Genomic DNA, 22,254 nt, shown 5'->3' on the forward strand with positions numbered 1-22,254 from the left:
GACATGGTTGATAGGCCAGGTGTGGAAGTGCTGCAAGGCATGGAGCTGACTGGTACTAATAGATCGAGGGCTTTACTAGAGAACCAACTTTGTAGGAGCGAAAGCGACGCACAAAGTTGTGTGAATCAGTATGTCGGTTGTAAGAATTTCCACGACCGAAGGGAGTGAAGAAATTCCACAAAACCGACGAACTTGAAACTGATTTACGATATGAACTGGTATGTTAATGCAAGAACTTATAAGTTATAAAATTATTCTTCTATGTAGTTTTCAGGGAACACCCTGACAAATTCAGTGACGATGGCTACGAGGAACCACCTGTTCCCATCCCGAACACAGTAGTTAAGCTCGTAAACGCCGAAAGTACTTGGCTGGAAACGGCCTGGGAGGATAGGAAGTTGCTGATTAAACTTAGCGGGGGCTAGCATCTGCTAGCCCAGCTAAAAACTTGGTTCTGCTACAAGAATCACTTGACAAAGTATCAACTTTACGTTATACTGAGTAAGTCGTAAAGATAGGGGTATAGCTCAATTGGTAGAGTAGCGGTCTCCAAAACCGTTGGTTGTGGGTTCAAGTCCTACTGCCCCTGCCAACTAAATTACATATGACTCAGTAGCTCAGCTGGATAGAGTGTTTGACTACGAATCAAAAGGTCGGGGGTTCGAATCCCTCCTGGGTCACCATCTTATGCGGGAGTGGCGGAATTGGCAGACGCACCAGACTTAGGATCTGGCGCCATTGGCGTGGGGGTTCAAGTCCCTTCTCCCGCACCAATTTTAAAGATAAGCGAATAGTTATATTCGCTTTTTTTGTATATCTAGTGTAAGAATATAAATTTAAGTGTTGATACAAGGAGGTTGCTATGAAAGTTACAGACTTAAGCTTTTTAGCATCTGCGGTTTCTGGTTTACGTGAAACTCGTTGGAACAAAGAAATATTCAAAGCCTTTTTCTTCGGTCTTACTGTAGGTGCATATTTAATTTATGCAGCCCTTCATTATATTGAAGAGTCCACGAATACGGCGATTAAAGAAAACCTAGAATAATCACAGGGGCTATAGATAACTATAGCTCTTTTTCATATAAGAAAGGAAATACTATATGTCGATGACATATAAGCCTATATTAGATATAAAAGGGACTATGAAGGATATTGTAGACTCTTTTTATAAAAAAGGAGCTACCCAAATCTATGGATTAGGAGGATCACAGAAATCTTTTCTGTATAGTCAAGCTACATTAGAAGGTGAGCAAAGACCAACCCTTATTGTGACCCATGATAAAACCCATAAAGAGTTGTGGGAAAGGGATATACAATGTCTATTACCATATGCTAAAGTATTATCTTATCCTATTGTGGATCGCTCCCTTTCACAATGGACGGCAAAAAGTTTAGATACACAGGCAAAACGGATGGAGACCTTAGGAAATCTAGCTTTGGGCAAACCAGTGATTGTATTAGCTACTATAGAAGAAGCTAGTCAATTTGTAGGCGAACCTTGTACCGTGTTAGATCATATGTTAACGCTTCAGGTAGAGCAAGACATAGATCAGCAAATCCTGTTAGAAAAATTAGTACAAATTGGATATGAACGAGTGGACCAGGTGGAATATCGTGGTCATTTTAGCGTGCGTGGAGATATTTTAGATGTATTTCCTATTCAAAGTGAATTTCCTTTTCGTCTTGAATTTTTTGGCGATACGATTGATACTATGCGTCAGTTCAATGTGGATACGCAACGCTCTATGGGGGAAACTTCGGAATGTATGGTCTTACCTATACACGCAGATAATGATGAGGAAACTTGCTCTATACTCTCTTATTTAAGTAGTGGCGTATTAATTTTAGATGAGCCAAAACGGTTAGAAGAAGCGTTAGGTAAAGTTCATAAGGAAGATGCGACGAATGAAGAGTTATATATGCGTTGGAAGGATTGGAAAGCATCTTCTCAGGCGCATACCACTATTTTATTCAGTATGATGCAACGCTCTGCAGGGTGGGGGAAGGTACAGACCATCGGTATGATGGGAAAATCTATTGCCTCCTATGAACGTCAAATTCCTATGCTTATGGATGATATTAAGTTTAATGCATCCTTGAATAGACAAATCGTATTGGTATTACACAATCAGCAACGCCGTGAAGCAATAGAAAGTGCGTTACTTGAAAATAAGATATCCTATGTGTATCGAGATACATGGGAATGGACAGCACCTGCAGTTCTTATTGTGGAGGGCATACTTTCAGAGGGATTTGAATTGCCACATTCAAACCTAACGGTCATCACAGAAGGGAATATTTTTGGCTTTCAGAAGAAAAAAATTCGTAAGAAAGTAGATAAAGGTCAGGAGATTAAATATTTTACAGATATTACCGTTGGGGATTATGTAGTACATAGCATCCATGGTATTGGTAAATATCGAGGACTGAAGACCATAGAGACGGAAGGCATTCATCGAGATTATATTGAAATTGATTACGCTGGTACAGATCGTTTATTTTTACCGGCAGACCATTTGGATCAATTACAAAAATATATTGGTAATGAAGGAGTTACGCCCAAACTACATAAAATGGGTGGTAAGGAATGGATTAAGACAAAATCGAAAGCCCAAAAATCTATTGATGATTTAGCAGATACCTTAGTAGAGTTGTATGCGAAACGAGAACTTATAGAGGGCTATGCATTTTTACCAGACCAACCATGGCAACGAGAGTTTGAAGACCAGTTCCCGTATGAAGAGACTGATGACCAATTACAAGCGATTCAAGAGATTAAGGCGTCGATGGAATTACCACGCCCTATGGACCGACTGTTATGTGGGGATGTTGGATTCGGTAAAACAGAAGTGGCTATGCGCGCTATGTTTAAAGCTGTTATGAGCGGTAAGCAAGTAGCCATGTTAGTACCCACAACGGTGCTTTCAGAGCAACATTTTAAAACATTTATGTATCGATTCTCACAATTTGGAGTGCGTGTAGAAGTGTTAAATCGATTCCGGTCAGCGAAAGAAAAGAAGGATATTATCAAGGCTGTACAAGATGGACAGGTAGATATCTTAATCGGCACACATGCGTTATTAAGTAAGAAAATTCAATTCCAAAAGTTAGGCCTATTAGTAGTAGATGAAGAACAACGATTTGGGGTGGCACAAAAAGAAAAGTGGAAACAATGGGCTACTAATATTGATATTCTAACCCTCAGCGCTACGCCAATTCCACGGACCTTGCATATGTCCTTGGTAGGGGTTCGTGAAATGAGTGTCATCCATACGCCACCGATGGAACGATTACCAGTGCAAACCTATGTTGTGGAGTTTGACATGCAAGTAGTGACGGAAGCTATTCGTCGTGAGCTACAACGAGGTGGACAGGTATATTTTGTGTATAACAAGGTACAGTCCATTGCGCATATGGAAGAACAGTTACAGCGAGCTATGCCGGACCTACGCATTGCAGTGGCTCATGGACAAATGGCGGGTACCATGATGGAACATGTGATGCAGGATTTTACAGAAGGACAATATGATGTGCTCTTATGTACTAGTATTATTGAAACGGGCTTAGATATTCCGAATGCCAATACCATTATTATTTACGATGCAGACCATTTGGGCTTGTCACAGTTGTATCAAATGCGCGGGCGAGTAGGGCGTTCTAGTCAACGAGCGTATGCGTATTTTATGTATCGCCCAGATAAGGTGTTAAATGAAAGTGCCGAAAAACGGTTGAAGGCCATCCAGGAATTTACCGAATTAGGTGCAGGATTTAAGTTAGCTATGCGCGACATGGAAATTCGAGGGGCAGGCAATTTATTAGGTGCGCAACAACATGGTAATATCGCAGCTGTCGGCTTTGCTATGTATGCCGCCATGTTAGAAGAAGCGATTGCAAAAGCTCAGAAAAAAGATATTCCAGACCGTCCATTACCAGCACCAGTGGTGGATGTAGGCATGGATGCCTTTATCGATAGTGATTATATTCATGATGAGGCACGAAAGATTTCTGTGTATCAACGATTACTACAAATTGATACAAAAGCTGGTTTAGACGATTTTGTAGATGAATTAATTGACCGTTTTGGATCTCCTACAAAACCAGTGGAACGTCTCATTAAATTGGCCATGATTAAGGAACGAGCTCGCGCTTTAGGTATGAAGAGTGTCATTCGTAAGGATGGGAATATTCTCTTTACTTGGCAAGATGAGTCTAAAATGGAAGACTGGGATATGGGTGCCATCAGTGAAGATATATGGAAACATATGAAACATCGAGGCTCAAACCCTACTGTATGGGCCTATACATTACAATCTGGCGATGTAATCCGCCAAGTAGAACAAGTACTGAGTGAATTTGAACGAAAACTTCCAAAGGAGGGCTAATATGACGGGATTTATGAAAGGAGCTATGATCTTAACCGCAGCAGGGTTATTGGTGAAGGTCATAGGGGCGGTCAGTAAAGTCATTGTAGCCCGTATCTTAGGAGGCGAAGGGGTGGGTCTGTACCAAATGGCCTATTCTTTGTATCAACTAATTATCAGTATCGGAGCAGCAGGATTACCAGTAGCTCTTTCTATTATGATTGCTCGAAAAGTGGGACAAGAGGACTATAGAGGAGCTCGGTATATTTTCAAGGTAGCATTGACTACTATGGGGATGTTAGGTGTATTGCTAAGTGTAGCCTTTTATATTGCTATTCCTTATGTTATCGAAATCGGATTGATTACAGATAACCGAGCAGAAGGTGCGTTATTAGCGGTAGCACCTGCCATTGGGATTGTTTCTTTATTGGCCTGTTTTCGAGGCTATTTTCAAGGATTTCAAAATATGTTGCCTACTGGTATATCACAGGTATGTGAACAGTTAGGGCGTGTACTAGTGATGGTGGGGGCAGCTATCTACTTTTTACCACAGGGGATTGAATTAGCCTCTAGTCGTGCTGCCTTATCTTCTGTCATTGGTGTAGGCTTAGGATTAGTGGTGTTACTGTATTATTATGGTCGAGAATCTAAATTAGAAGGACAAATATTTCCTTTAGAATCACCGAAGACCATTATAAAAGACTTAATGACACTAGCCTTTCCAGTGGCCGTAGCCAATATTATGATACCTCTCATTGGAGCCATTGATTTATGGCTAGTACCACAACAATTGATGCTATCTGGTTATGGTAAAGAAGAGGCTACAACAGCATTTGGATATTTAACAGGCATGGCGACCTCTCTTATCAGCTTACCTGTTATAGTGACTATGTCCTTAGCCACTAGCTTAGTACCGGCCATATCTAGACTGCATAGAGATCGAGATAAAGAAGAAATCCATCATCGCATGGAAACCGCGCTACGGATGACGAATATCGTAACGATTCCTGCCTTTGTAGGATTATGTGTATTGGCTACACCGATTTCTCAGATGATGTTTGATACCCCTAATGCAGGTGGAGCTATTGCTGTTCTTAGTACTAGCATTTGGCTACTAGGTGTACAACAAGTAACAACCGGTGCCTTACAGGGGTTAGGACGCACGGCGATTCCCATGTTTACATTACTCTTAGGGGCAGTATTAAAAATTTTATTAAATCTCTATTTAACACCGCAATGGGGGATAGAAGGGGCTGCGTGGGCCACTAATGTAGATTTTGGTATAGCTGCGGTAGCAAACTTGTATATATTGTATCGAAGTACATCATTTACTATTTCTTTCCTAGAAATTGGAAAAATTCTATTCTCCTCCTTAGCCATGGGTGGTGGCACAGTGATGTTTTATAATTTTATGGGTACTATCCTATCTAATACCATGAGTGTAGCAGTATCTATTCTTTTAGGAATTGTACTATATGTATTAGCACTAAGTATAACGAAAACCATGCAGGTGAAAGAGCTTACAGATTTGGCAAAACAAGCCATGAAGAAAGGTGGTTCTAAGTGAGTCAAAAAGAAACGAGTTCCTTTACATTGGATCCATTAGTAGATGTATTAGCTGAATTACGAGGCCCTAATGGATGTCCTTGGGATAAATTACAAACACATAGTTCACTACGTAGATATTTGCTAGAAGAAGTATATGAAACATTAGAAGCTATTGATGAAAAGAATGTGGACCATTTACGGGAAGAATTAGGAGATTTATTGTTGCAAATCGTATTTCATGCACGAGTGGCAGAGGAAAATGGATATTTTACCATGCAAGATGTGGTGAATGATATTACCGCTAAAATGGTGAGACGACATCCGCATGTGTTTCAAAGGGCAGACCGAGAAACAGTAGGAGATACATTAGCAACTTGGGAAGAATTGAAAGCAAAAGAAAAAGGGCATGAACGCACATCTATTTTGGATGGAATTTCTCCAGGATTACCAGCTTTATTACGGGCTCAAAAATTACAAGAGAAAGCAAGTAAAGTGGGGTTCGACTGGCCTAGTGAAGAAGGGGTGTGGGCTAAGTTTTATGAAGAAATAGATGAATTTAAGCAAGAAATATTCAAAAAAGATATAGAAAAAGCGGAAGAAGAGGGGGGAGATGTACTTTTTTCCTTGATAAATCTGTTTAAATGGTATAAAATAATCGGAGAAAACGCACTACACCGCACAAATACAAAGTTTATACGGCGATTTTCTTATGTGGAAAAAAAGGTCCAACAGAGTGGAAACAAATGGGAGGATTTTACTCTCAAAGAGCTAGATGAATTTTGGGAGGCGGCAAAGGTGGAACTTTAATCGCATGATTAAGTTAAAGGAATACTATTTTTAAGGGAGGTTCAATCATGAACAAAACTGAATTAATCGCAAGCGTTGCAGCTAAAGCTGAATTGACAAAAAAAGATGCTGAAAAAGCAGTAAAAGCTTTATTCGACACAATTGGCGAAGCATTAGCTAAAGAAGAAAAAGTACAAGTAATTGGTTTTGGTACTTTCGAAGTTCGTACTCGTGCTGAACGCATTGGCCGCAACCCTCGTACGAAAGAAGAAATGACAATTCCAGCATCCAAATCCCCAGCTTTCAAAGCAGGTAAACAATTAAAAGACCTTGTGAACGCACCAGCTACTAAAGCAACTACTAAAGCAGCTACTAAAGTTCGTAAAAAATAATTCAGGATATTCCTAAGATACAAAAAAGAGCGCTACAGTTCCTCTGCAAATTGATATTTTCTTACATTTGCATGGGAAGGATAGCGTTCTTTTTTATACGTAATATTCATATCTCTTCGAATCTATGATAGAATAGACATAATGTAATTACTTAGTAAGAATCAGTGAGATAAACATACATCATTAGAGGCTATCTAAAGAAAGGAGGGTACATGGGTCAACGTATTTTAATTGTATCGGCGTCAATTGGTACGGGTCATACGCAAGCGGCACTGGCGATTCAAGAATATTGGCAACAGAAAGATCCAAGTGCAGTCGTGCATCATGTAGACTTTTTAGGGACAGATACATTTTCCTTTGATAACCTATTGAAAGAAACCTATTTTAAAATGTTAGACTTCTTTCCTTTTCTCTATGATATTGTCTATCGTTGGTCTGGTGCTGAATGGAAAGGAAGCGTAGCCCAAACGGTAGTGTCTTGGATGCTAAAGAATCGGATGGAAAAACTCATAGAAAAGGAAGAACCAGATTTAATTGTTTGTACACATCCATTTCCTTGTGGGGCAGCAAGTGTATTGAAACGACATCGAAAAATAGAGATTCCTATTGCAGCTGTTATGACTGACTTTGCAGCCCACCAATTTTGGCGCTATGATGAAATCGATGCCTATCATGTAGCTACGCCATCCATGGTGTATGAAGTGTTAAACATGGGTGTACCTTTAGAAAAAATTCATGTCACAGGTATTCCTATTATGCGTCACTTCTTTACACCTTTAAAAGAACCTTATGGCAGTGATTCTTGTAAGAGGGTATTGCTCATGGGTGGTGGACTTGGATTAGGCTGTGTAGAAGAAGCTTTACAACGGTTAGATCATGTACCGGGGATTGATGAAATTCATGTAGTGGCAGGCTTGAACGATGGGTTATATAACTCTTTGCATCATATGAAAGAATCCTTACGAACGCCTATTTCCATATATGGCTATACCAATGAAATCCCTGAATTGATGCGGAAGGCGACGTTGCTTGTGACAAAGCCCGGGGCATTGACTTGTATGGAAGGCGTTACTATAGGTGTACCTATGGTATTTTTCAATGCCATTCCTGGACAAGAAGAAGCTAATGCAGAACTGTTAGAACAAAAGGGCTGTGGCAAATGGGCACGTCATATTGAAAACTTGGATGATGTAGTAGGTGCTTTATTACAAAATCATGAACGGTTACAGGCTATGCATGAAGCAGCGAAGGCTTGGAAAGTAGATGGAGCAGCGGAAATCGTAGCTGCTTGTGAGGACATGCTGGCACATAAACAGGGGATGCTTGAATAGAAAGATAACATAATACAGGACTTAGGATGCCGACTAGTATGGCCTCCTACTTATACAGTTGTATTAAGAAAGGCTGTCACAACATGTAAATTACATGGTGCGACAGCCTTTTTGCCGTATTACTCGCTATAGGAGTCCATTTCAGAATCGTAACGCTCAATATTTTCATTGCGAATATCTTGCAAAGTATCTAGCAATTCTTCCGCACTTTCCACACGAAGGAATAATTCTTTTAGTTCCTCTCCATTTGGAAGTGTTACGCTCCATTGAAATGCATCATTATCATCATACACGGATACAATTACAGGTGTATCCATTGCAGTAGGAATACGTCCATCTTCATCGGAAATAATGGCATATTGACCATCTTCCTCTTCGCTACCATCAGATAGTTCGTATAATAGGACGTCCCGTTCGTCAACTTCTACAATTTCAAAACCAATATCTTCAAACTCTTGCTGAACCGTGTCAGTGTCCATGACAACCTCCTTATAAAATAATGAATATGTTACTTTCATTCTAATCCATGACAGTAGGTGTGTCAATGCAAATCTATAGTTTACATACGTGTTAGTACGTACTATAATAAAAATAGAAGTTGTTTTGTATGTAATTAGTAATCTCATGTCTATTTTCGTGAAAGCTGGTGATTATTTTGGTAACACCAAAAGAACTACTAAAAGTATTAAAAAAGGACGGCTGGTATGTTGATCGAATACGAGGCTCACATCATATGTTAAAGCATACGAGTAAAGTGGGGCGTGTTACAGTACCTGTACATAAAGAAGACTTAAAACCTAAAACATTACATACAATATTGAAGCAAGCAGGAATTAAATAAAGTAGTTACGATGAAATAGGAGGTATACTATGAGAAAAGAAATGTATCCAGCAATTTTTAGCAGTGATGGAGATGGAGGATATACAGTCAGCTTTCCAGATTTGCCAGGCTGTGTTACAGAAGGTAATACATTAGCCGAGGCGGTGGACATGGCAGAAGATGCATTGGGACTTTATTTGTATTCTTTGAGTGAAGATAAAGAAGAATTTCCAGCTCCTATGAGTCCAACAGATATACAATGTAGCTCAGGGGAGTTTATTGGGCTAGTAAAATGGGATGAGGAAGCTTATTTAAGAAAGACAGATAATAGAGCTGTGAAAAAAACGCTTACTATTCCTAGTTGGCTTAATCATAAAGCAGAAGAAGAGAATCTTAATTTTTCTAAAATATTACAAAGTGCATTAAAACAAGAACTAGGAATTATATAAACGAGTATGAACATCTTAACATTACAAAACATAGAAAAATCGTATGGCACCCGGTTATTGTTTAAAAACGTAAATGTCACCATAGCATCTCATCATCGCATTGGCTTAATTGGCGTCAATGGGACAGGAAAAACAACTTTATTGCAGGTGTTAGAAGGAACACAAGAGCCAGATACAGGTAGCATAGAACGAAATGGGAAGGCTACGATTCATCGATTGGAACAAGATCCATATATTGATGAAAGAACTACCTTGCTGGATAATGTATTATTAGGAGACCATCCTAAACTTTCACTGGTTCGAGATTTTGAAAGAGCGTTACAAGATCCAGAATCACCGCAGTATATGAAATTATTAGCGCGCATGGATGAAGAAGATGGCTGGGTTGTAGAACAAGAAGCAAAAATGATATTGACACGCCTTGGCTTTCATGATGTACATGGGCCAGCAAACTCATTATCGGGGGGACAACGACGAAGATTAGCATTAGCTAGAGCCTTGGTCTATCCTTGTGATTTATTATTGCTTGACGAACCTACGAATCATTTGGATGAGGCCACCATTGAATGGCTAGAACTATATTTAAAGGATAGAAAAGGGGCTGTATTATTGAGCACCCATGATAGATATTTCCTAGATGCCGTATGTAACACCATATGGGAACTATCGAATCAGACTATATATGAATTTCAAGAGACTTACGAAACCTATGTATCCTTGAAAGAAGAACGAGAAGCACAGTTAGATGTCATTGAGGAAAAGCGCAGAAAACTGATTGCCAGTGAATTACAATGGGTGCGCCGTGGTGCGAAGGCGCGTACCACGAAACAAAAGGCAAGATTGCAACGGTTCGAGCAATTGAAAGCTATGGAAAAACGACAAAAAGTAGGTACTGTGGATCCCGTAGTATTAGCCTCTCGTTTAGGAAATACCATTTTTGATATAGAACATTTGTCCTTTGCGTATCCTACAGGACGAGAAGTGATTAAAGACTTTACGTACTATATGGTACGTCATGACCGAATTGGTGTGGTAGGACCTAATGGGATTGGTAAGACTACGTTGATGAAACTATTTCAAGGAGCATTGGAACCAACCGGGGGGACTATGGGGCGTGGAGAAACAGTTCGGATTGGATATTTCTCGCAACAATTACCAACGTTTAAAGAGGACCAACGGGTGTTGGACTATATTCGAGAAAATCGTTCATACTTGCACTTGCCCGATGGTAGTTCCTTAAGTGCAGGTCAATTATTGGAACGATTTTTATTTCCTCCATCACACCATGGTTTGCCAATCCGTAAACTGTCTGGTGGGGAAAAGCGAAGATTATTTTTACTTCGCATTTTAATGGATGCACCCAATGTGTTACTCCTAGATGAGCCTACCAATGATTTAGATATTCCAACCTTAGAAGTGTTAGAAGACTTCTTAGATTCTTATAGTGGTATTGTCATCACCGTGTGTCATGACCGGTACTTTTTGGACAGAGTGGTAGATAAACTCTTTGTATTCACTGGAGCAGGTCATATCGAGATATACCATGGTGGTTACTCTGATTATGAAGCGGATACGAACCTAACGAGCGCCATGGGTGGTGATACAAAACGTGGTGTCCTACGTCATGCTGTGCAGGTACAGGGTGGCTCCGCTGGTTCTAGGGAGCAGAATGCGGAACACCATGCCAATGAAGGGACGGTAGTAGATGCTGAAAGTGGAGGTGTACAAAACCGATCACGTGATACAGGCATAGATGTGAATACTAGTATGAATCCAGAAATAGTATCGACTACGATAGATAGCAACGAAGGTGCCAAAAAGAAACTGACCTTAGGGGAGATGAAAGAACTTGAACAACTAGAACTACGCATTGCGGAACTAGAAGGTCTAGTGAAAGCCTATGATGCTATGATTGCTCAAGGGGGTAGTGACTATGAAGCCATTGAAAGTACCATTAAAGAACGAGAACAAGTGATAGAAGAGTTGGATATGAGTACTTTACGATGGTTGGAATTGGAGGAGAGAAAGTAAGAAAAGCTAAACTACAAATTCTAATTTGTTAGTTACCTATGAAAAAGAACCCCTTAGGGGGTTCTTTTTTGTTATTTCTACAAGTTTATAATTGATAGACAAAATAGCTTATTATCAGTGTTTTAAACAAAATTTGTTTGACATCATAGAGGGATATCGAAAAAAATAGTTGTACTTTCTTTAAATTTATGTTATTATACAAAAGTCTTTTCAATATATTTAAGTAAATGGATATAACAAAACTTTATGGAATACATATACAAATCATAGATATAAATTACTAGAGGAAACATGGATACTCTATTAAAAATATAAAGATGAATTGTATATGTGGAATGAATTTTGTTATATGATTCAGAGAAGATTAAGTAATTTTATGTTTTTAGTAAGAGGTACTAACAATGAAAAAACATTTAGCAGTATTAGCTGCCACAGCAGTATTGGGTGTGACTTCTGCATTCGCAGCAAACCCATTCTCCGACGTAACTCCACAAGATTGGGCATACCAAGCAGTAGCTCAATTGGCTTCCCAAGGTATCGTTAACGGTTACCCAGATGGCACATTCAAAGGCCAACAAAACATCACTCGTTATGAAATGGCTCAAATGGTAGCTAAAGCTTTAGTTCGTCAAGATCGTGTTGACGCTGAACAAAACGCTATCATCAACCGTTTGGCTAACGAATTCTCCGCTGAGTTGAACAACTTAGGTGTTCGTGTTTCCACATTGGAAAACAAAGTGGGTAACTTCAAATTCACTGGTGATGCACGTGTTCGTTACCAAGGTTCCAATACTGTAGAAAATGCATATGTAAATGATATTACATTTGGTGATGCTGAAGAAGCAGATGTTGATGCAGCTGATGCAGCTGATGTAGATGTAAACGATGAATCTTTAGCAGTAGATGAAGATAATGTAAAAGCAGTTACAAAAAAACGTTCTAAAATTGACTACCGTGCACGTGTACAATTCGAAGCTACTGTAAACGACAACACTAAAGCAGTAGTTCGTTTAGCAACAGGCGATAAAGAATTCGGTGCAGCTGGAAATCCTACTACAACATTAGATCGCATCTATGTACAACATAATTTTGGTAAATATGCGACTGCTTCCGTAGGTCGTCAAGATATCTTGATCGGTAGCGGTTTAACTTATGACAGCGCATTTGAAGGTGCAAAAGCAACTGTAGGTAAAGATAAATTAAATGCAACAGTAGCACATGGTTACATGGTTGGTGGTGACTTCGAAAACCTTTCTCGTGAAGATCGTTACCAAACAACAGTTTACCAAGTAAATGCAAAAGTAGGTAAACATGTAGATGCAAAAGGTTACTATGTACAAGACCATGGTCAAAACTCTGAAAACTACTTTGGTGGAGCATTAGATACACACTTCGGCGCTCATAATAAAATTTGGGTTGGCGGTGAATTCGCTAAATTCGAATCCTTCGGTAAAGAAGGAAATGCTTGGACTGCAGGTATCGGTTACGGTGCATACGATATCTCCAAAGCCGGTTCTTGGAATGTAAAAGCTCAATATTTCCGTAATGGAGAAATGAGCCCTGTAACTATTCCATCCTCTAAATTACCTAAAGCTTCTACAGATGACTTCAAAGGTTGGTTAGGAACTGTTAACTATACAGTAGCTAAAAATGTTGGTTTAACAGCATATGCACAATTACGTGGTAAACATCTTGATGGTTATGAATTACCTGACTACTACCGTGCAGACCTTAACTACAAATTCTAATTTGAAAGTTAATTATAAAAAAGAACTCCTTCGGGAGTTCTTTTTTATATGATAAATGATAGATTGTAAATAGGATTGCTCCATATACTTAGGTAGTGTGTTAAAAGTATGGGTAAATATATTCAATTTTTATTTGCAATTTAAGTGAAACTTGGGGCTAAGTAAGTATTCATTTATTATCTCGATCTAGGAGTTTTAAAGGTCTAAAATGCTGTAAGAAAAGATTGGAATAATACATGTTATAGCAAATAGTTAGATATGGTTATTAAAAGTATATATATTTTGCGTGCGAAAATAAACGAAACGCTTATTTATTGGGAAGTATTTGCTTTATATGGATATCCTATGATATGATACTTTCGAGTCAAGTATGTTTGCTATGATTTAGATTATAGGTATGTCATTACTGAATGTTGAGGAAACATGGACACTCCATGAAAAGTAATGCGATGATATAATCAGTCAAGCTATACGTATGAGACGATGTATATTATTTTATTTTATTTTTCATTGAGAGGTAATTATCATGAAAAAACATTTAGCAGTATTAGCTGCAACAGCAGTATTGGGTGTTACTTCTGCATTCGCAGCAAACCCATTCTCCGACGTAACTCCACAAGATTGGGCATACCAAGCAGTAGCTCAATTGGCTTCCCAAGGTATCGTTAACGGTTACCCAGATGGTACTTTCAAAGGCCAAAACAACATCACTCGTTATGAAATGGCGCAAATGGTTGCTAAAGCATTAGTTCGTCAAGATCGTGTTGACGCTGAACAAAATGCAATCATCAATCGTTTAGCTAACGAATTCTCCGCTGAGTTGAACAACTTAGGCGTTCGTGTAGCTACATTGGAAAACAAAGTGGGCAACTTCAAATTCACTGGTGACGCTCGTCTTCGTTACATTGGTTCCAATGATGCACGTGATTCTAAATTTGACTACCGTGGTCGTGTAAAATTCGAAGCAACTGTAAATGATAATACTAAAGCAGTGGTTCGTTTAATGGGTAGCAAAGAGTTTGGCGCAGCAGGTAACCCTAATACAGCTATCGATCGCGTATATGTGCAACATAACTTCGGCAAATATGCAACTGTAACAGCTGGTCGTCAAGATTTAGTAGTTGGTGCAGGTCTTGCATATGATGATGTATTTGAAGGCGTTGTAGCTAACGTTGGTAAAGATAAATTAAATGCGTCTGTTGCATTTGGTTACTTACAAGCTGGCGAAGCTTATGGACAAAAACTTAATAAAATTGGTCGTAAAGCAGACGAACAAAACCCTAACACAAATGAACAACTTTCTGTATACCAATTAAACTATAATCCAACAGCAAAAGTTGCAGTAAAAGGTTTCTATGCTGATGTTCATGAAGAAAATCTAGACAATGCATATGGTGCATCCCTTGACCTTATGCTTGGCAAAAAAGTTTGGGTTGGCGGTGAATATGTTAAAACTGAAACTTTAGGTGCTAATGGTGAAGGCTGGACTGCAGGTTTAGGCTATGGTAACTACAACATGGCAAAACAAGGTACTTGGAGTGTGAAAGCTCAATACTTCGACATCAAGAAAGATGCTCCTGTAGTATCCACTACTTGGAACTTGATTGAGAAAGATCAAAAAGGCGTATTGGCAACAGCTAAATATGCTGTTGCTAAAAACGTAGGTCTTGCTGGTTATGCAACAATTGACACTAAAGGTCAAGATAACAAAGCTAAAGCGGAATCCTACCGTGCAGACCTTAACTACAAATTCTAATTTGCTAGTTACATATACAAAAGAACTCCTTCGGGGGTTCTTTTTGTTTTATCAGAGCTATCATTTAGTTCTTTGTCAAGTTTTAAGGGGAGCAATTAAGGCTCTATAATAAATGCTGAGGACTCTAGATAAAACGTGCCGTTAGTATTCGGTAAAGAGTTTTAGATTTTAGCAAAGAAATAAATGCTAATTGAAATTTTTTCTTAATTAAAAACTACATATCGTGCAATAAAACGATAAAAGGGTATTGAGTTTTATCTGTTGTTGTGTTATGATAGTTACAGGTCAAATAAGAATAATATAGATTAGAGGATAGTGATGTATCTGCTAGTATGTGAGGAAACGTGGACACTCCATTGAAAAGTAGTACAATGATATGCTCGAATCTATCTAAGCTTAGGAGACGGTGTATATTATTTTATTTTTCATTGAGAGGTAATTATCATGAAAAAACATTTAGCAGTATTGGCTGCAACAGCAGTATTGGGTGTAACTTCCGCATTCGCAGCAAACCCATTTGCAGACGTAACTCCACAAGATTGGGCATACCAAGCAGTATCCCAATTAGCTTCCCAAGGTATCGTTAACGGTTACCCAGATGGCACTTTCAAAGGCCAACACAACATCACTCGTTTCGAAATGGCTCAAATGGTAGCAAAAGCTATGGCTCGTCAAGATCGTGTTGACGCTGAACAAAATGCTATCATCAACCGTTTGGCTAACGAATTCGCAACTGAGTTAAACAACTTGGGCGTTCGTGTTTCCACATTGGAAAACAAAGTGGGTAACTTCAAATTCACTGGTGATGCTCGTCTAAAATATGAAGGTACAAACGATGCTCGTGATTCTAAATTTGATTATCGTGGCCGTGTACAATTTGAAGCAACTGTAAATGACAACACTAAAGCTGTAGTTCGTTTAGCTGGTGAAAAAGAGTTTGGTGCAGCTGGTAATCCAGAAACTAGTATTGACCGCGTCTATGTACAACATAATTTCGGTAAATATGCAACAGCTACAGTAGGTCGTCAAGATTTAGCAATTGGTAATGGCCTTGCATATGATGATACATTTGAAGGTGCGGTGGCAACAGTTGGTAAAGATAAATTGAATGCTACAGTATCTTATGGTTATATTTTAGAGGGTGATAAAGACTCTGCATTCAAAAAAGCTAAAACAGCTAAAGAAAACCATGAAGTGAATGTATACCAATTGAATTATATGCCAACTGAAAAAGTAGCGGTAAAAGGTTATTATGTTGATTTCCACAAAAATGAAAAAACTATAACTCCTGTAGAAGACTTCCATGGTGCAACTTTAGATGTTAAACTTGGCTCCAAAGTTTGGGCTGGTGGCGAATATGCTCGTGCAGAGCAAAGTGGTGCAGCTGGTGAGGCTTGGACTGCAGGCTTAGGTTATGGCGAAGCTGATATGGCTAAAGCAGGTACTTGGGGTGTGAAAGCTCAATACTTTAATGTGAAAAATGCTGCTCCTGTATTGTCCTCTACTTGGAACTTTGTTAACAATGGACAAAAAGGTGTATTAGCAACTGTTGATTACACTGTAGCTAAAAATGTTGGTCTTTCTGCATACGCAACTATCGATACTAAATCTTTTGATAAAGACAAAAACGAATACAAAGCGGCTCCAGAATCCTACCGTGCAGAACTTAACTACAAATTCTAATTTGATAGTTACACATATGAAAAGAACTCCTTCGGGAGTTCTTTTTTTGTGTATAATTTAGATATATATTTTTATCTACAATGTATACTTTATAATCAACACATTACAATCTACTAGGAACATGATATAATAAGACATAATATATTCATTTCTAGGAAACGGAAGGTGTTATAATGAATTATTGGTTATTTTCGCTTATCAATGATATGGCTAACCAGAGTATTGTATTAGATGCCCTAATGATAGTCATTTCTAAAGTTGTACCGTACATTTATATTTTTATATTAGCTGGGCTATATATGCAAGGTTTCCGTACTCGGAACTTTAAACTACGTGGTGAAAGTTTTGCTACAGGTGTACTTTTTGTGATTTGCTTACTCGGTAGCTTTATCTTGGGATCTATGTTCTATGAAAATCGTCCATTTGTGGACCATAATGTGGTGTTAATTGTGAATCATGCAGCAGATGCTAGTTTCCCAAGTGATCATGCGGTAGGGACTATGGCTCTTGCCTGTGGTATTTTATTCTATCGTTGGAATTTGGGGACCTGGATGGTCTATGGATCTATTTTAGTAGGAATCTCTCGGGTGTTTGTAGGGAATCATTACCCTGGGGACATACTAGGGGCTTTCATTTTAGTATGGATTTTAACTGCTCTATATAATAAACTTTTACGTCGTGGTGTAGTTCGTGTATACAAAGGACTGGATAGACGACTCATGCATGCCTATATGAAACGATTTCAACCAGAAGAAAGATACTAATTGCATACAGTAGTAATGGACAAATAGTGTATAAGTGCATAGTTATATAATGTATCATTAGCTTAATACATATACTGGTACATATAGTGTATAGGAGGTCATTCATGGATTTTCAAAGTTCTGCAGGTCCTAATCAATATAGTGATTCTGTGTATGAAGTAGTCTTTACACCAGTATTGGAACGCCCGGAGTATCAAGGGGAGCCCTTACATTCTTTATTGTTAGAATTGCGTGATAAAATGGGACAATCCGATTTTGATCAATATATTAATAGTCTAATTTCCATTAAATACAATGGGACAGCGTTATGGCTAATTACAAAAAGTGAACGAAATCGAACATTAATTGAAGGGCGGTTCTTGCCGTTATTGCGTGATGTATTCAAGGTAGCAGCACCGCGAATTATTTCACAACCATAAGCATAGGCTAATCATTTAAGGTCTGATAATAGATAATACTATCTATTGTTAGACCTTTTTTAGTATCTTCTAATTATTTTAATAAATGAGAAAAATTATCATTGACATAATGCAAAACGTGACGTATGATAGGTATTAAGAAGTGTGTTTATGTAACCCAACAAACAAGGAATTAATATGGAGGCATATATGAATCAACGTGGTATTGTGTTAGCAACATTTGGATCTATCTACGGAGATGCGGTGGAAGCATCCGTAGGTGCCATGGAACGACGGATTATGGAAATGTATCCTGGCGTGGAAGTGCGTCGTGTGTTTTTATCGGATGCATTGGTAGATAAATGGAATGAAAAATATGATGCGCAAGTCTATACATTAACAGGTGCTATTGAAAGCTTGGCGAATGTAGGGGTAACAGATATCTTTGTACAACCATTTGCCTTGGTGTGGGACCAATGTTATGTACAAATGCGTAAAGAAGTGATGAAAGAAGCTCATGATCGTGGCTTGCGTGCTACGGTGGGTAAACCATTGTTGAACTCCTTAGGCGTGAAGAACTATGCAGATGATTACTCCGATACGATTGAAGCTATCATCAAGCATATTAATATTCGTGCTTTAAATAAAACTGTGTTATTAATGGCGAATGGACAAAACCAATTAGAATATAGTGCGTTACAATTAAAATGCTTGTACGGAGCGGGACAAAATGTAGTAGTATTTACTGCTAATGGGTTCCCTAATTTCAAACAAGCCTTAACACTATTAGAACGCTTAGACCATCAAGAGGTGTTGGTGGTACCATTGGCATTGATCGGTTCAGCTCACTTAATGGACTATTTAGGAGGCGAGCGTTCAGACTCCATTGCAACCTTGTTAGGCCAACAAGGCTATGGCGTATCCATCTGGAACGAAGGCTTAGGAGAAAATCCGTACATCCAAGAATTGTTCGTGAAACACTTATCTCAAGTGATTCGTAGTGCAGAACGTCGCACCTTGCGTCAACGTGAAACAGGAGAAGGCAAACCTGTTGTGAAACATGGGGCTTTCAGAACAGCATAAGAGAATGTAAACTATCGCATATCATGATACGTCATGGTATGCGATTTTTTGATTGTTACGGGAATTTGGAGTATAATGAAATATATTGATAGTTTTTATATTTAGAGGTAATGGTATGAAGGTCCTAGTATCCGGTGGCTGTGGTTTTATAGGGAGTCATTTCTTACGATATATGATGAATGCCTATCGGGACTATTCATTTATATGCTTAGATGCGTTAACCTATGCAGGGAATAAGAACAATATAAAAGACTTATTAAAAGATTCTAGGTTGACTATGATAGAAGGAAATATTAGGAATGCTGTTTTTCTAGATACTTTGTTTGCTACCTATAAGCCAGATGTGATAGTACATTTTGCAGCAGAAACTCATGTGGATCGAAGTATTACTGGCCCACAAGTATTCTTAGAGACGAATGTTATTGGAACAGGAATTTTATTAGATGCTTGTTTACGACATGGCATAGAACGATTTCATCATGTATCTACTGATGAAGTATATGGTACATTACCCTTGCAAGGAGGGAGTGCATTTACAGAACAAAGTCCGTTACTACCTAGTAGCCCTTATGCAGCCTCGAAAGCATCCTCAGACTTGTTGGTGCTGAGCTATTATAAAACCTATGGTTTACCGATTACTATTTCTAGGTGTTCAAATAATTATGGAACTCATCAGTATCCGGAAAAATTAATTCCCCTTATGATACAACGTGCTTTGCAGGAGGCGCCGTTACCAGTTTATGGCGATGGATTGAATGTACGAGATTGGATTCATGTTGTGGATCATTGTAGGGCTATCGATTTTATTCTAAAAAAAGGTACAGTAGGAGAGGTTTATAATGTTGGTGCTGGTGAAGAGATTCCTAATATTAAGTTAGTAAAACAAATTCTAGACGTGTTGGGAAAACCTTATGAATTGATTACTTATGTACCAGACCGATTGGGTCATGATTTGAGATATGCCATAGATAGCAGTAGGCTAGAAACATTGGGATGGAAAGCCGAGTATACTATGGAAGAGACATTACAAGGGATTGTGGAATGGTATAGGGCGAATGTTATATAAATTTGACAAATTGTATTGTTATATTGTGGTGAATTATGGAACTGTTAATTTTACAAGGCTTACAACAAGATATAAAGATTTTTCTGTTAAGTCCTTTATTATGTGCTATCTTTAGAGTTTTATTTATCTACTTTTTTGCACCTAATAAGACTTATAAAGGGCAGGAAAAGAAATGGTGTTCCTGCTTTAACTATGGGTTTTGGTGGGGCATGGACTTTAATGCCTATGTGCTACTTTTTTTATTTTTGTTAGTCACATTACCTTCATTGGGGCTTGAATTTATTTACGTTCATGGTGATTCTATTAGAGTGATTTTGGGAACTTTATATTTCCTTGTAGTATATATAGCTTTTTTAGGAAAATTAATTTTCTATTATCATTACAAGGATACATATAATTCAAATTTGCGATTAGGAAGAAATGCAGATAAAAGAAATTTGTTAGATATTTTCTTTAACCAAAATTATGGATGGTGGATTTTGGTATCCTTGCCAATCTATACAATAGGAATGTACTACTTCCTTAATTGGGTGTTAGAAGTAGGAACGCTCGTGGTACCAACAATTTATTCGAAACCTATGTACTATATAGTCAATACGATAATAGTGATAGCCACAGTAATCGTATATTATTGGTTTCGTTACGGTGGTACATTTAAACATCGTAATAAACCCGAATGGGACACAGTGCCTGAAGTTGTTAAGCGAGATATATTTTTTGCGAAAGCTTGTATCGATGATTTGATTGCTTTTGAATTAGCTGTTCGGGCAAAACCGCAAGAAATATTAGCACATAGCGATGAAGAGTCTATCCAAATTTTAAAGCCTTTGATTAAAATTGAACGGGATTTAGTAGATACAATCTGGAACTCTTTGCGTAAAAAAGCAGCAGGACCTCGCATTGAAAAACCTAAAAAGATATTTTTAATTGTAGAAGAAAGTTATAGTCAGTTTGCATTTGATGATATATATAAGAATATACCTATAGCTAATGCAGGGCGATCTATTCGTGAACAAAACACAACAATTAGCATTGATAATTTTTTAGCTGGTGGATTAATATCTCAGCCGTCTATTAGCTCTATGTTGAATGGTATTTATGATGTCAATTTAGAGTTGAATGAAAAAGCATATTTTTGGAATCATCAATTACCAACATCATTGGGAAAACAGATTTCAGAGTTAGGGTATATATGTTCTCTGTGGTATGGTGGATCCTTATCTTGGTCTAGCTTAGGTTTATTTGCAAAAGGAAATGGATTTTATAATGTTTATTCTGGTTTTGATATTACATCTAGTGATACACCACATACGTGGTTGGGAGTCTATGACCATTTGTTTTTAGAGGGGATACAACAAAAATTAGATGAAAATAATACAGATAACTATGAATTTCATTTTATTTATACTACCTCAAATCATGGACCGTACACGATTCCAATTGAAAAGTATGGATTTGAAAAAGAAGAATTGTTAGAAAAACTGCCAGACTATTTATACAAACATGCTGAAGATATTGGTACCTATGCCTATTGTGATTATTATTTAAGCCAGTTTGTGCGTTATGTTCAAGAAACCTACGAAGATAGTTTAGTTATAGTAACTGGTGACCATACGAGAAGGTTACCTGTGCCGTGTCAAGATAAAGGTAGGGCCCATCGATTGCGAGAGGATATTAGTACTGCCTTTTATATGTCACATAAAGATTTTGATGAAAATTTATTGAATGGTGTATGTATAGGGATACATATGAATATTTTGCCAACGATCATAGAATTAATAGCGCCTAAAAATCATGAATATGTCAGTTTATTTCCATCTTTGTTTGAACCACAAGAGCTTATTGTAACTCCGTATCATTGGCTAAGTAATAGTCATATTGGTTTCTTTAAAGATCAACGTGTAGAGACTATAGATGGAACTCCAGTATATGATTATAATTTGAAAGATGTAGTTGCTTTACAGAGAGCCTATATGGAAGCAACTGGTGCTATTGTTCGGCACCATCTATAACCTACGGTTGAATACAAGGCATAAAC

18 protein-coding genes, 3 tRNA genes and 1 rRNA gene are annotated in these 22,254 nt (G+C 38.1%); 21 read left to right on the forward strand and 1 reads right to left on the reverse strand.

The window, feature by feature from the left end; genetic code table 11:
- The first annotated feature begins 290 nt into the window (after positions 1-290).
- From rrf to EO112_RS04120, 10 genes are all read left to right on the forward strand, one after another.
- Positions 291-407: ribosomal RNA gene (gene rrf, locus EO112_RS04075) — 5S ribosomal RNA — on the forward strand.
- A gap of 109 nt (positions 408-516) precedes the next feature.
- Positions 517-592 (forward strand) — tRNA-Trp (locus tag EO112_RS04080).
- A gap of 14 nt (positions 593-606) precedes the next feature.
- Positions 607-683 (forward strand) — tRNA-Arg (locus EO112_RS04085).
- Between the two features lie 6 nt (positions 684-689).
- Positions 690-773, forward strand: a tRNA-Leu gene (locus EO112_RS04090).
- A gap of 89 nt (positions 774-862) precedes the next feature.
- Complete coding sequence (locus EO112_RS04095; RefSeq protein ID WP_009353527.1) at positions 863-1,045, forward strand: hypothetical protein; 183 nt, start codon at positions 863-865, stop codon at positions 1,043-1,045.
- 55 nt (positions 1,046-1,100) lie between these two features.
- Positions 1,101-4,382, forward strand: a complete 3,282-nt coding sequence (gene mfd, locus EO112_RS04100; protein ID WP_127163039.1) for a transcription-repair coupling factor — start codon at positions 1,101-1,103, stop codon at positions 4,380-4,382.
- Position 4,383: 1 nt separating this feature from the next.
- Positions 4,384-5,928, forward strand: a complete 1,545-nt coding sequence (locus EO112_RS04105) for a polysaccharide biosynthesis C-terminal domain-containing protein (protein WP_127163041.1) — start codon at positions 4,384-4,386, stop codon at positions 5,926-5,928.
- Positions 5,925-6,716 carry a nucleoside triphosphate pyrophosphohydrolase gene (mazG, locus tag EO112_RS04110; RefSeq protein ID WP_127163043.1) on the forward strand — a complete coding sequence of 264 codons (792 nt, stop codon included), beginning with the start codon at positions 5,925-5,927 and terminating at the stop codon, positions 6,714-6,716. The genes EO112_RS04105 and mazG overlap by 4 nt, the downstream gene beginning before the upstream one ends.
- Positions 6,717-6,763: 47 nt before the next feature.
- On the forward strand, positions 6,764-7,087 hold the full coding sequence (locus EO112_RS04115) for an HU family DNA-binding protein (protein WP_062402136.1): 324 nt from the start codon (positions 6,764-6,766) through the stop codon (positions 7,085-7,087).
- Positions 7,088-7,299: 212 nt separating this feature from the next.
- Positions 7,300-8,418, forward strand: coding sequence for a glycosyltransferase (locus EO112_RS04120; RefSeq protein ID WP_127163045.1), 1,119 nt, complete (start codon positions 7,300-7,302; stop codon positions 8,416-8,418).
- A gap of 119 nt (positions 8,419-8,537) precedes the next feature.
- Here the strand turns inward: EO112_RS04120 and EO112_RS04125 are convergent, their stop codons facing one another.
- Entirely contained in the window at positions 8,538-8,897 is a 360-nt protein-coding gene (locus EO112_RS04125; protein ID WP_009353548.1) for a hypothetical protein, read from the reverse strand.
- 167 nt (positions 8,898-9,064) lie between these two features.
- Between EO112_RS04125 and EO112_RS04130 the strand changes: the two genes are divergently transcribed.
- From EO112_RS04130 to EO112_RS04180, 11 genes are all read left to right on the forward strand, one after another.
- The gene (locus EO112_RS04130) at positions 9,065-9,259 is read left to right on the forward strand and encodes a type II toxin-antitoxin system HicA family toxin (protein WP_009353532.1); all 195 of its coding nucleotides are present in this window, start codon (positions 9,065-9,067) and stop codon (positions 9,257-9,259) included.
- A gap of 29 nt (positions 9,260-9,288) precedes the next feature.
- Positions 9,289-9,687: a type II toxin-antitoxin system HicB family antitoxin gene (locus tag EO112_RS04135; RefSeq protein WP_009353546.1), complete on the forward strand. Its 399-nt coding sequence runs from the start codon at positions 9,289-9,291 to the stop codon at positions 9,685-9,687.
- Between the two features lie 6 nt (positions 9,688-9,693).
- A complete protein-coding gene (locus EO112_RS04140) occupies positions 9,694-11,718 on the forward strand; it encodes an ABC-F family ATP-binding cassette domain-containing protein (RefSeq protein ID WP_127163047.1) in 2,025 nt (674 codons plus the stop codon).
- Positions 11,719-12,119: 401 nt separating this feature from the next.
- Entirely contained in the window at positions 12,120-13,466 is a 1,347-nt protein-coding gene (locus EO112_RS04145; RefSeq protein WP_127011237.1) for a putative porin, read from the forward strand.
- Between the two features lie 523 nt (positions 13,467-13,989).
- Positions 13,990-15,222 carry an S-layer homology domain-containing protein gene (locus EO112_RS04150; protein ID WP_164723948.1) on the forward strand — a complete coding sequence of 411 codons (1,233 nt, stop codon included), beginning with the start codon at positions 13,990-13,992 and terminating at the stop codon, positions 15,220-15,222.
- Positions 15,223-15,666: 444 nt separating this feature from the next.
- Positions 15,667-16,905, forward strand: a complete 1,239-nt coding sequence (locus tag EO112_RS04155) for an S-layer homology domain-containing protein (RefSeq protein WP_127163051.1) — start codon at positions 15,667-15,669, stop codon at positions 16,903-16,905.
- A 173-nt stretch (positions 16,906-17,078) separates the two neighbouring features.
- Complete coding sequence (locus tag EO112_RS04160) at positions 17,079-17,669, forward strand: phosphatase PAP2 family protein (protein ID WP_127163053.1); 591 nt, start codon at positions 17,079-17,081, stop codon at positions 17,667-17,669.
- A gap of 104 nt (positions 17,670-17,773) precedes the next feature.
- On the forward strand, positions 17,774-18,088 hold the full coding sequence (locus EO112_RS04165) for a hypothetical protein (RefSeq protein WP_127163055.1): 315 nt from the start codon (positions 17,774-17,776) through the stop codon (positions 18,086-18,088).
- A gap of 189 nt (positions 18,089-18,277) precedes the next feature.
- Positions 18,278-19,150 (forward strand): sirohydrochlorin cobaltochelatase, encoded by an 873-nt coding sequence (locus tag EO112_RS04170; protein WP_240629341.1) that lies wholly within the window; start codon positions 18,278-18,280, stop codon positions 19,148-19,150.
- Between the two features lie 115 nt (positions 19,151-19,265).
- Positions 19,266-20,216, forward strand: a complete 951-nt coding sequence (gene rfbB, locus EO112_RS04175; RefSeq protein WP_127163059.1) for a dTDP-glucose 4,6-dehydratase — start codon at positions 19,266-19,268, stop codon at positions 20,214-20,216.
- A 404-nt stretch (positions 20,217-20,620) separates the two neighbouring features.
- Positions 20,621-22,228, forward strand: coding sequence for an LTA synthase family protein (locus EO112_RS04180; RefSeq protein WP_240629342.1), 1,608 nt, complete (start codon positions 20,621-20,623; stop codon positions 22,226-22,228).
- Positions 22,229-22,254: the final 26 nt, after the last annotated feature.

Origin of the sequence: Veillonella sp. VA141, from assembly GCF_003992175.1 — a bacterium.
Lineage (GTDB): Bacteria > Bacillota > Negativicutes > Veillonellales > Veillonellaceae > F0422.

Bases quoted from the DNA above. Each gene is read 5' to 3' on its own strand.
- EO112_RS04095 (WP_009353527.1), top strand. From the start codon at position 863: ATGAAAGTTACAGACTTAAGCTTTTTAGCATCTGCGGTTTCTGGTTTA.
- mfd (WP_127163039.1), top strand. From the start codon at position 1,101: ATGTCGATGACATATAAGCCTATATTAGATATAAAAGGGACTATGAAG.
- EO112_RS04105 (WP_127163041.1), top strand. From the start codon at position 4,384: ATGACGGGATTTATGAAAGGAGCTATGATCTTAACCGCAGCAGGGTTA.
- EO112_RS04115 (WP_062402136.1), top strand. From the start codon at position 6,764: ATGAACAAAACTGAATTAATCGCAAGCGTTGCAGCTAAAGCTGAATTG.
- EO112_RS04120 (WP_127163045.1), top strand. From the start codon at position 7,300: ATGGGTCAACGTATTTTAATTGTATCGGCGTCAATTGGTACGGGTCAT.
- EO112_RS04125 (WP_009353548.1), bottom strand. From the start codon at position 8,897: ATGGACACTGACACGGTTCAGCAAGAGTTTGAAGATATTGGTTTTGAA.
- EO112_RS04135 (WP_009353546.1), top strand. From the start codon at position 9,289: ATGAGAAAAGAAATGTATCCAGCAATTTTTAGCAGTGATGGAGATGGA.
- EO112_RS04140 (WP_127163047.1), top strand. From the start codon at position 9,694: ATGAACATCTTAACATTACAAAACATAGAAAAATCGTATGGCACCCGG.
- EO112_RS04145 (WP_127011237.1), top strand. From the start codon at position 12,120: ATGAAAAAACATTTAGCAGTATTAGCTGCCACAGCAGTATTGGGTGTG.
- EO112_RS04155 (WP_127163051.1), top strand. From the start codon at position 15,667: ATGAAAAAACATTTAGCAGTATTGGCTGCAACAGCAGTATTGGGTGTA.
- EO112_RS04160 (WP_127163053.1), top strand. From the start codon at position 17,079: ATGAATTATTGGTTATTTTCGCTTATCAATGATATGGCTAACCAGAGT.
- EO112_RS04165 (WP_127163055.1), top strand. From the start codon at position 17,774: ATGGATTTTCAAAGTTCTGCAGGTCCTAATCAATATAGTGATTCTGTG.
- EO112_RS04170 (WP_240629341.1), top strand. From the start codon at position 18,278: ATGAATCAACGTGGTATTGTGTTAGCAACATTTGGATCTATCTACGGA.
- rfbB (WP_127163059.1), top strand. From the start codon at position 19,266: ATGAAGGTCCTAGTATCCGGTGGCTGTGGTTTTATAGGGAGTCATTTC.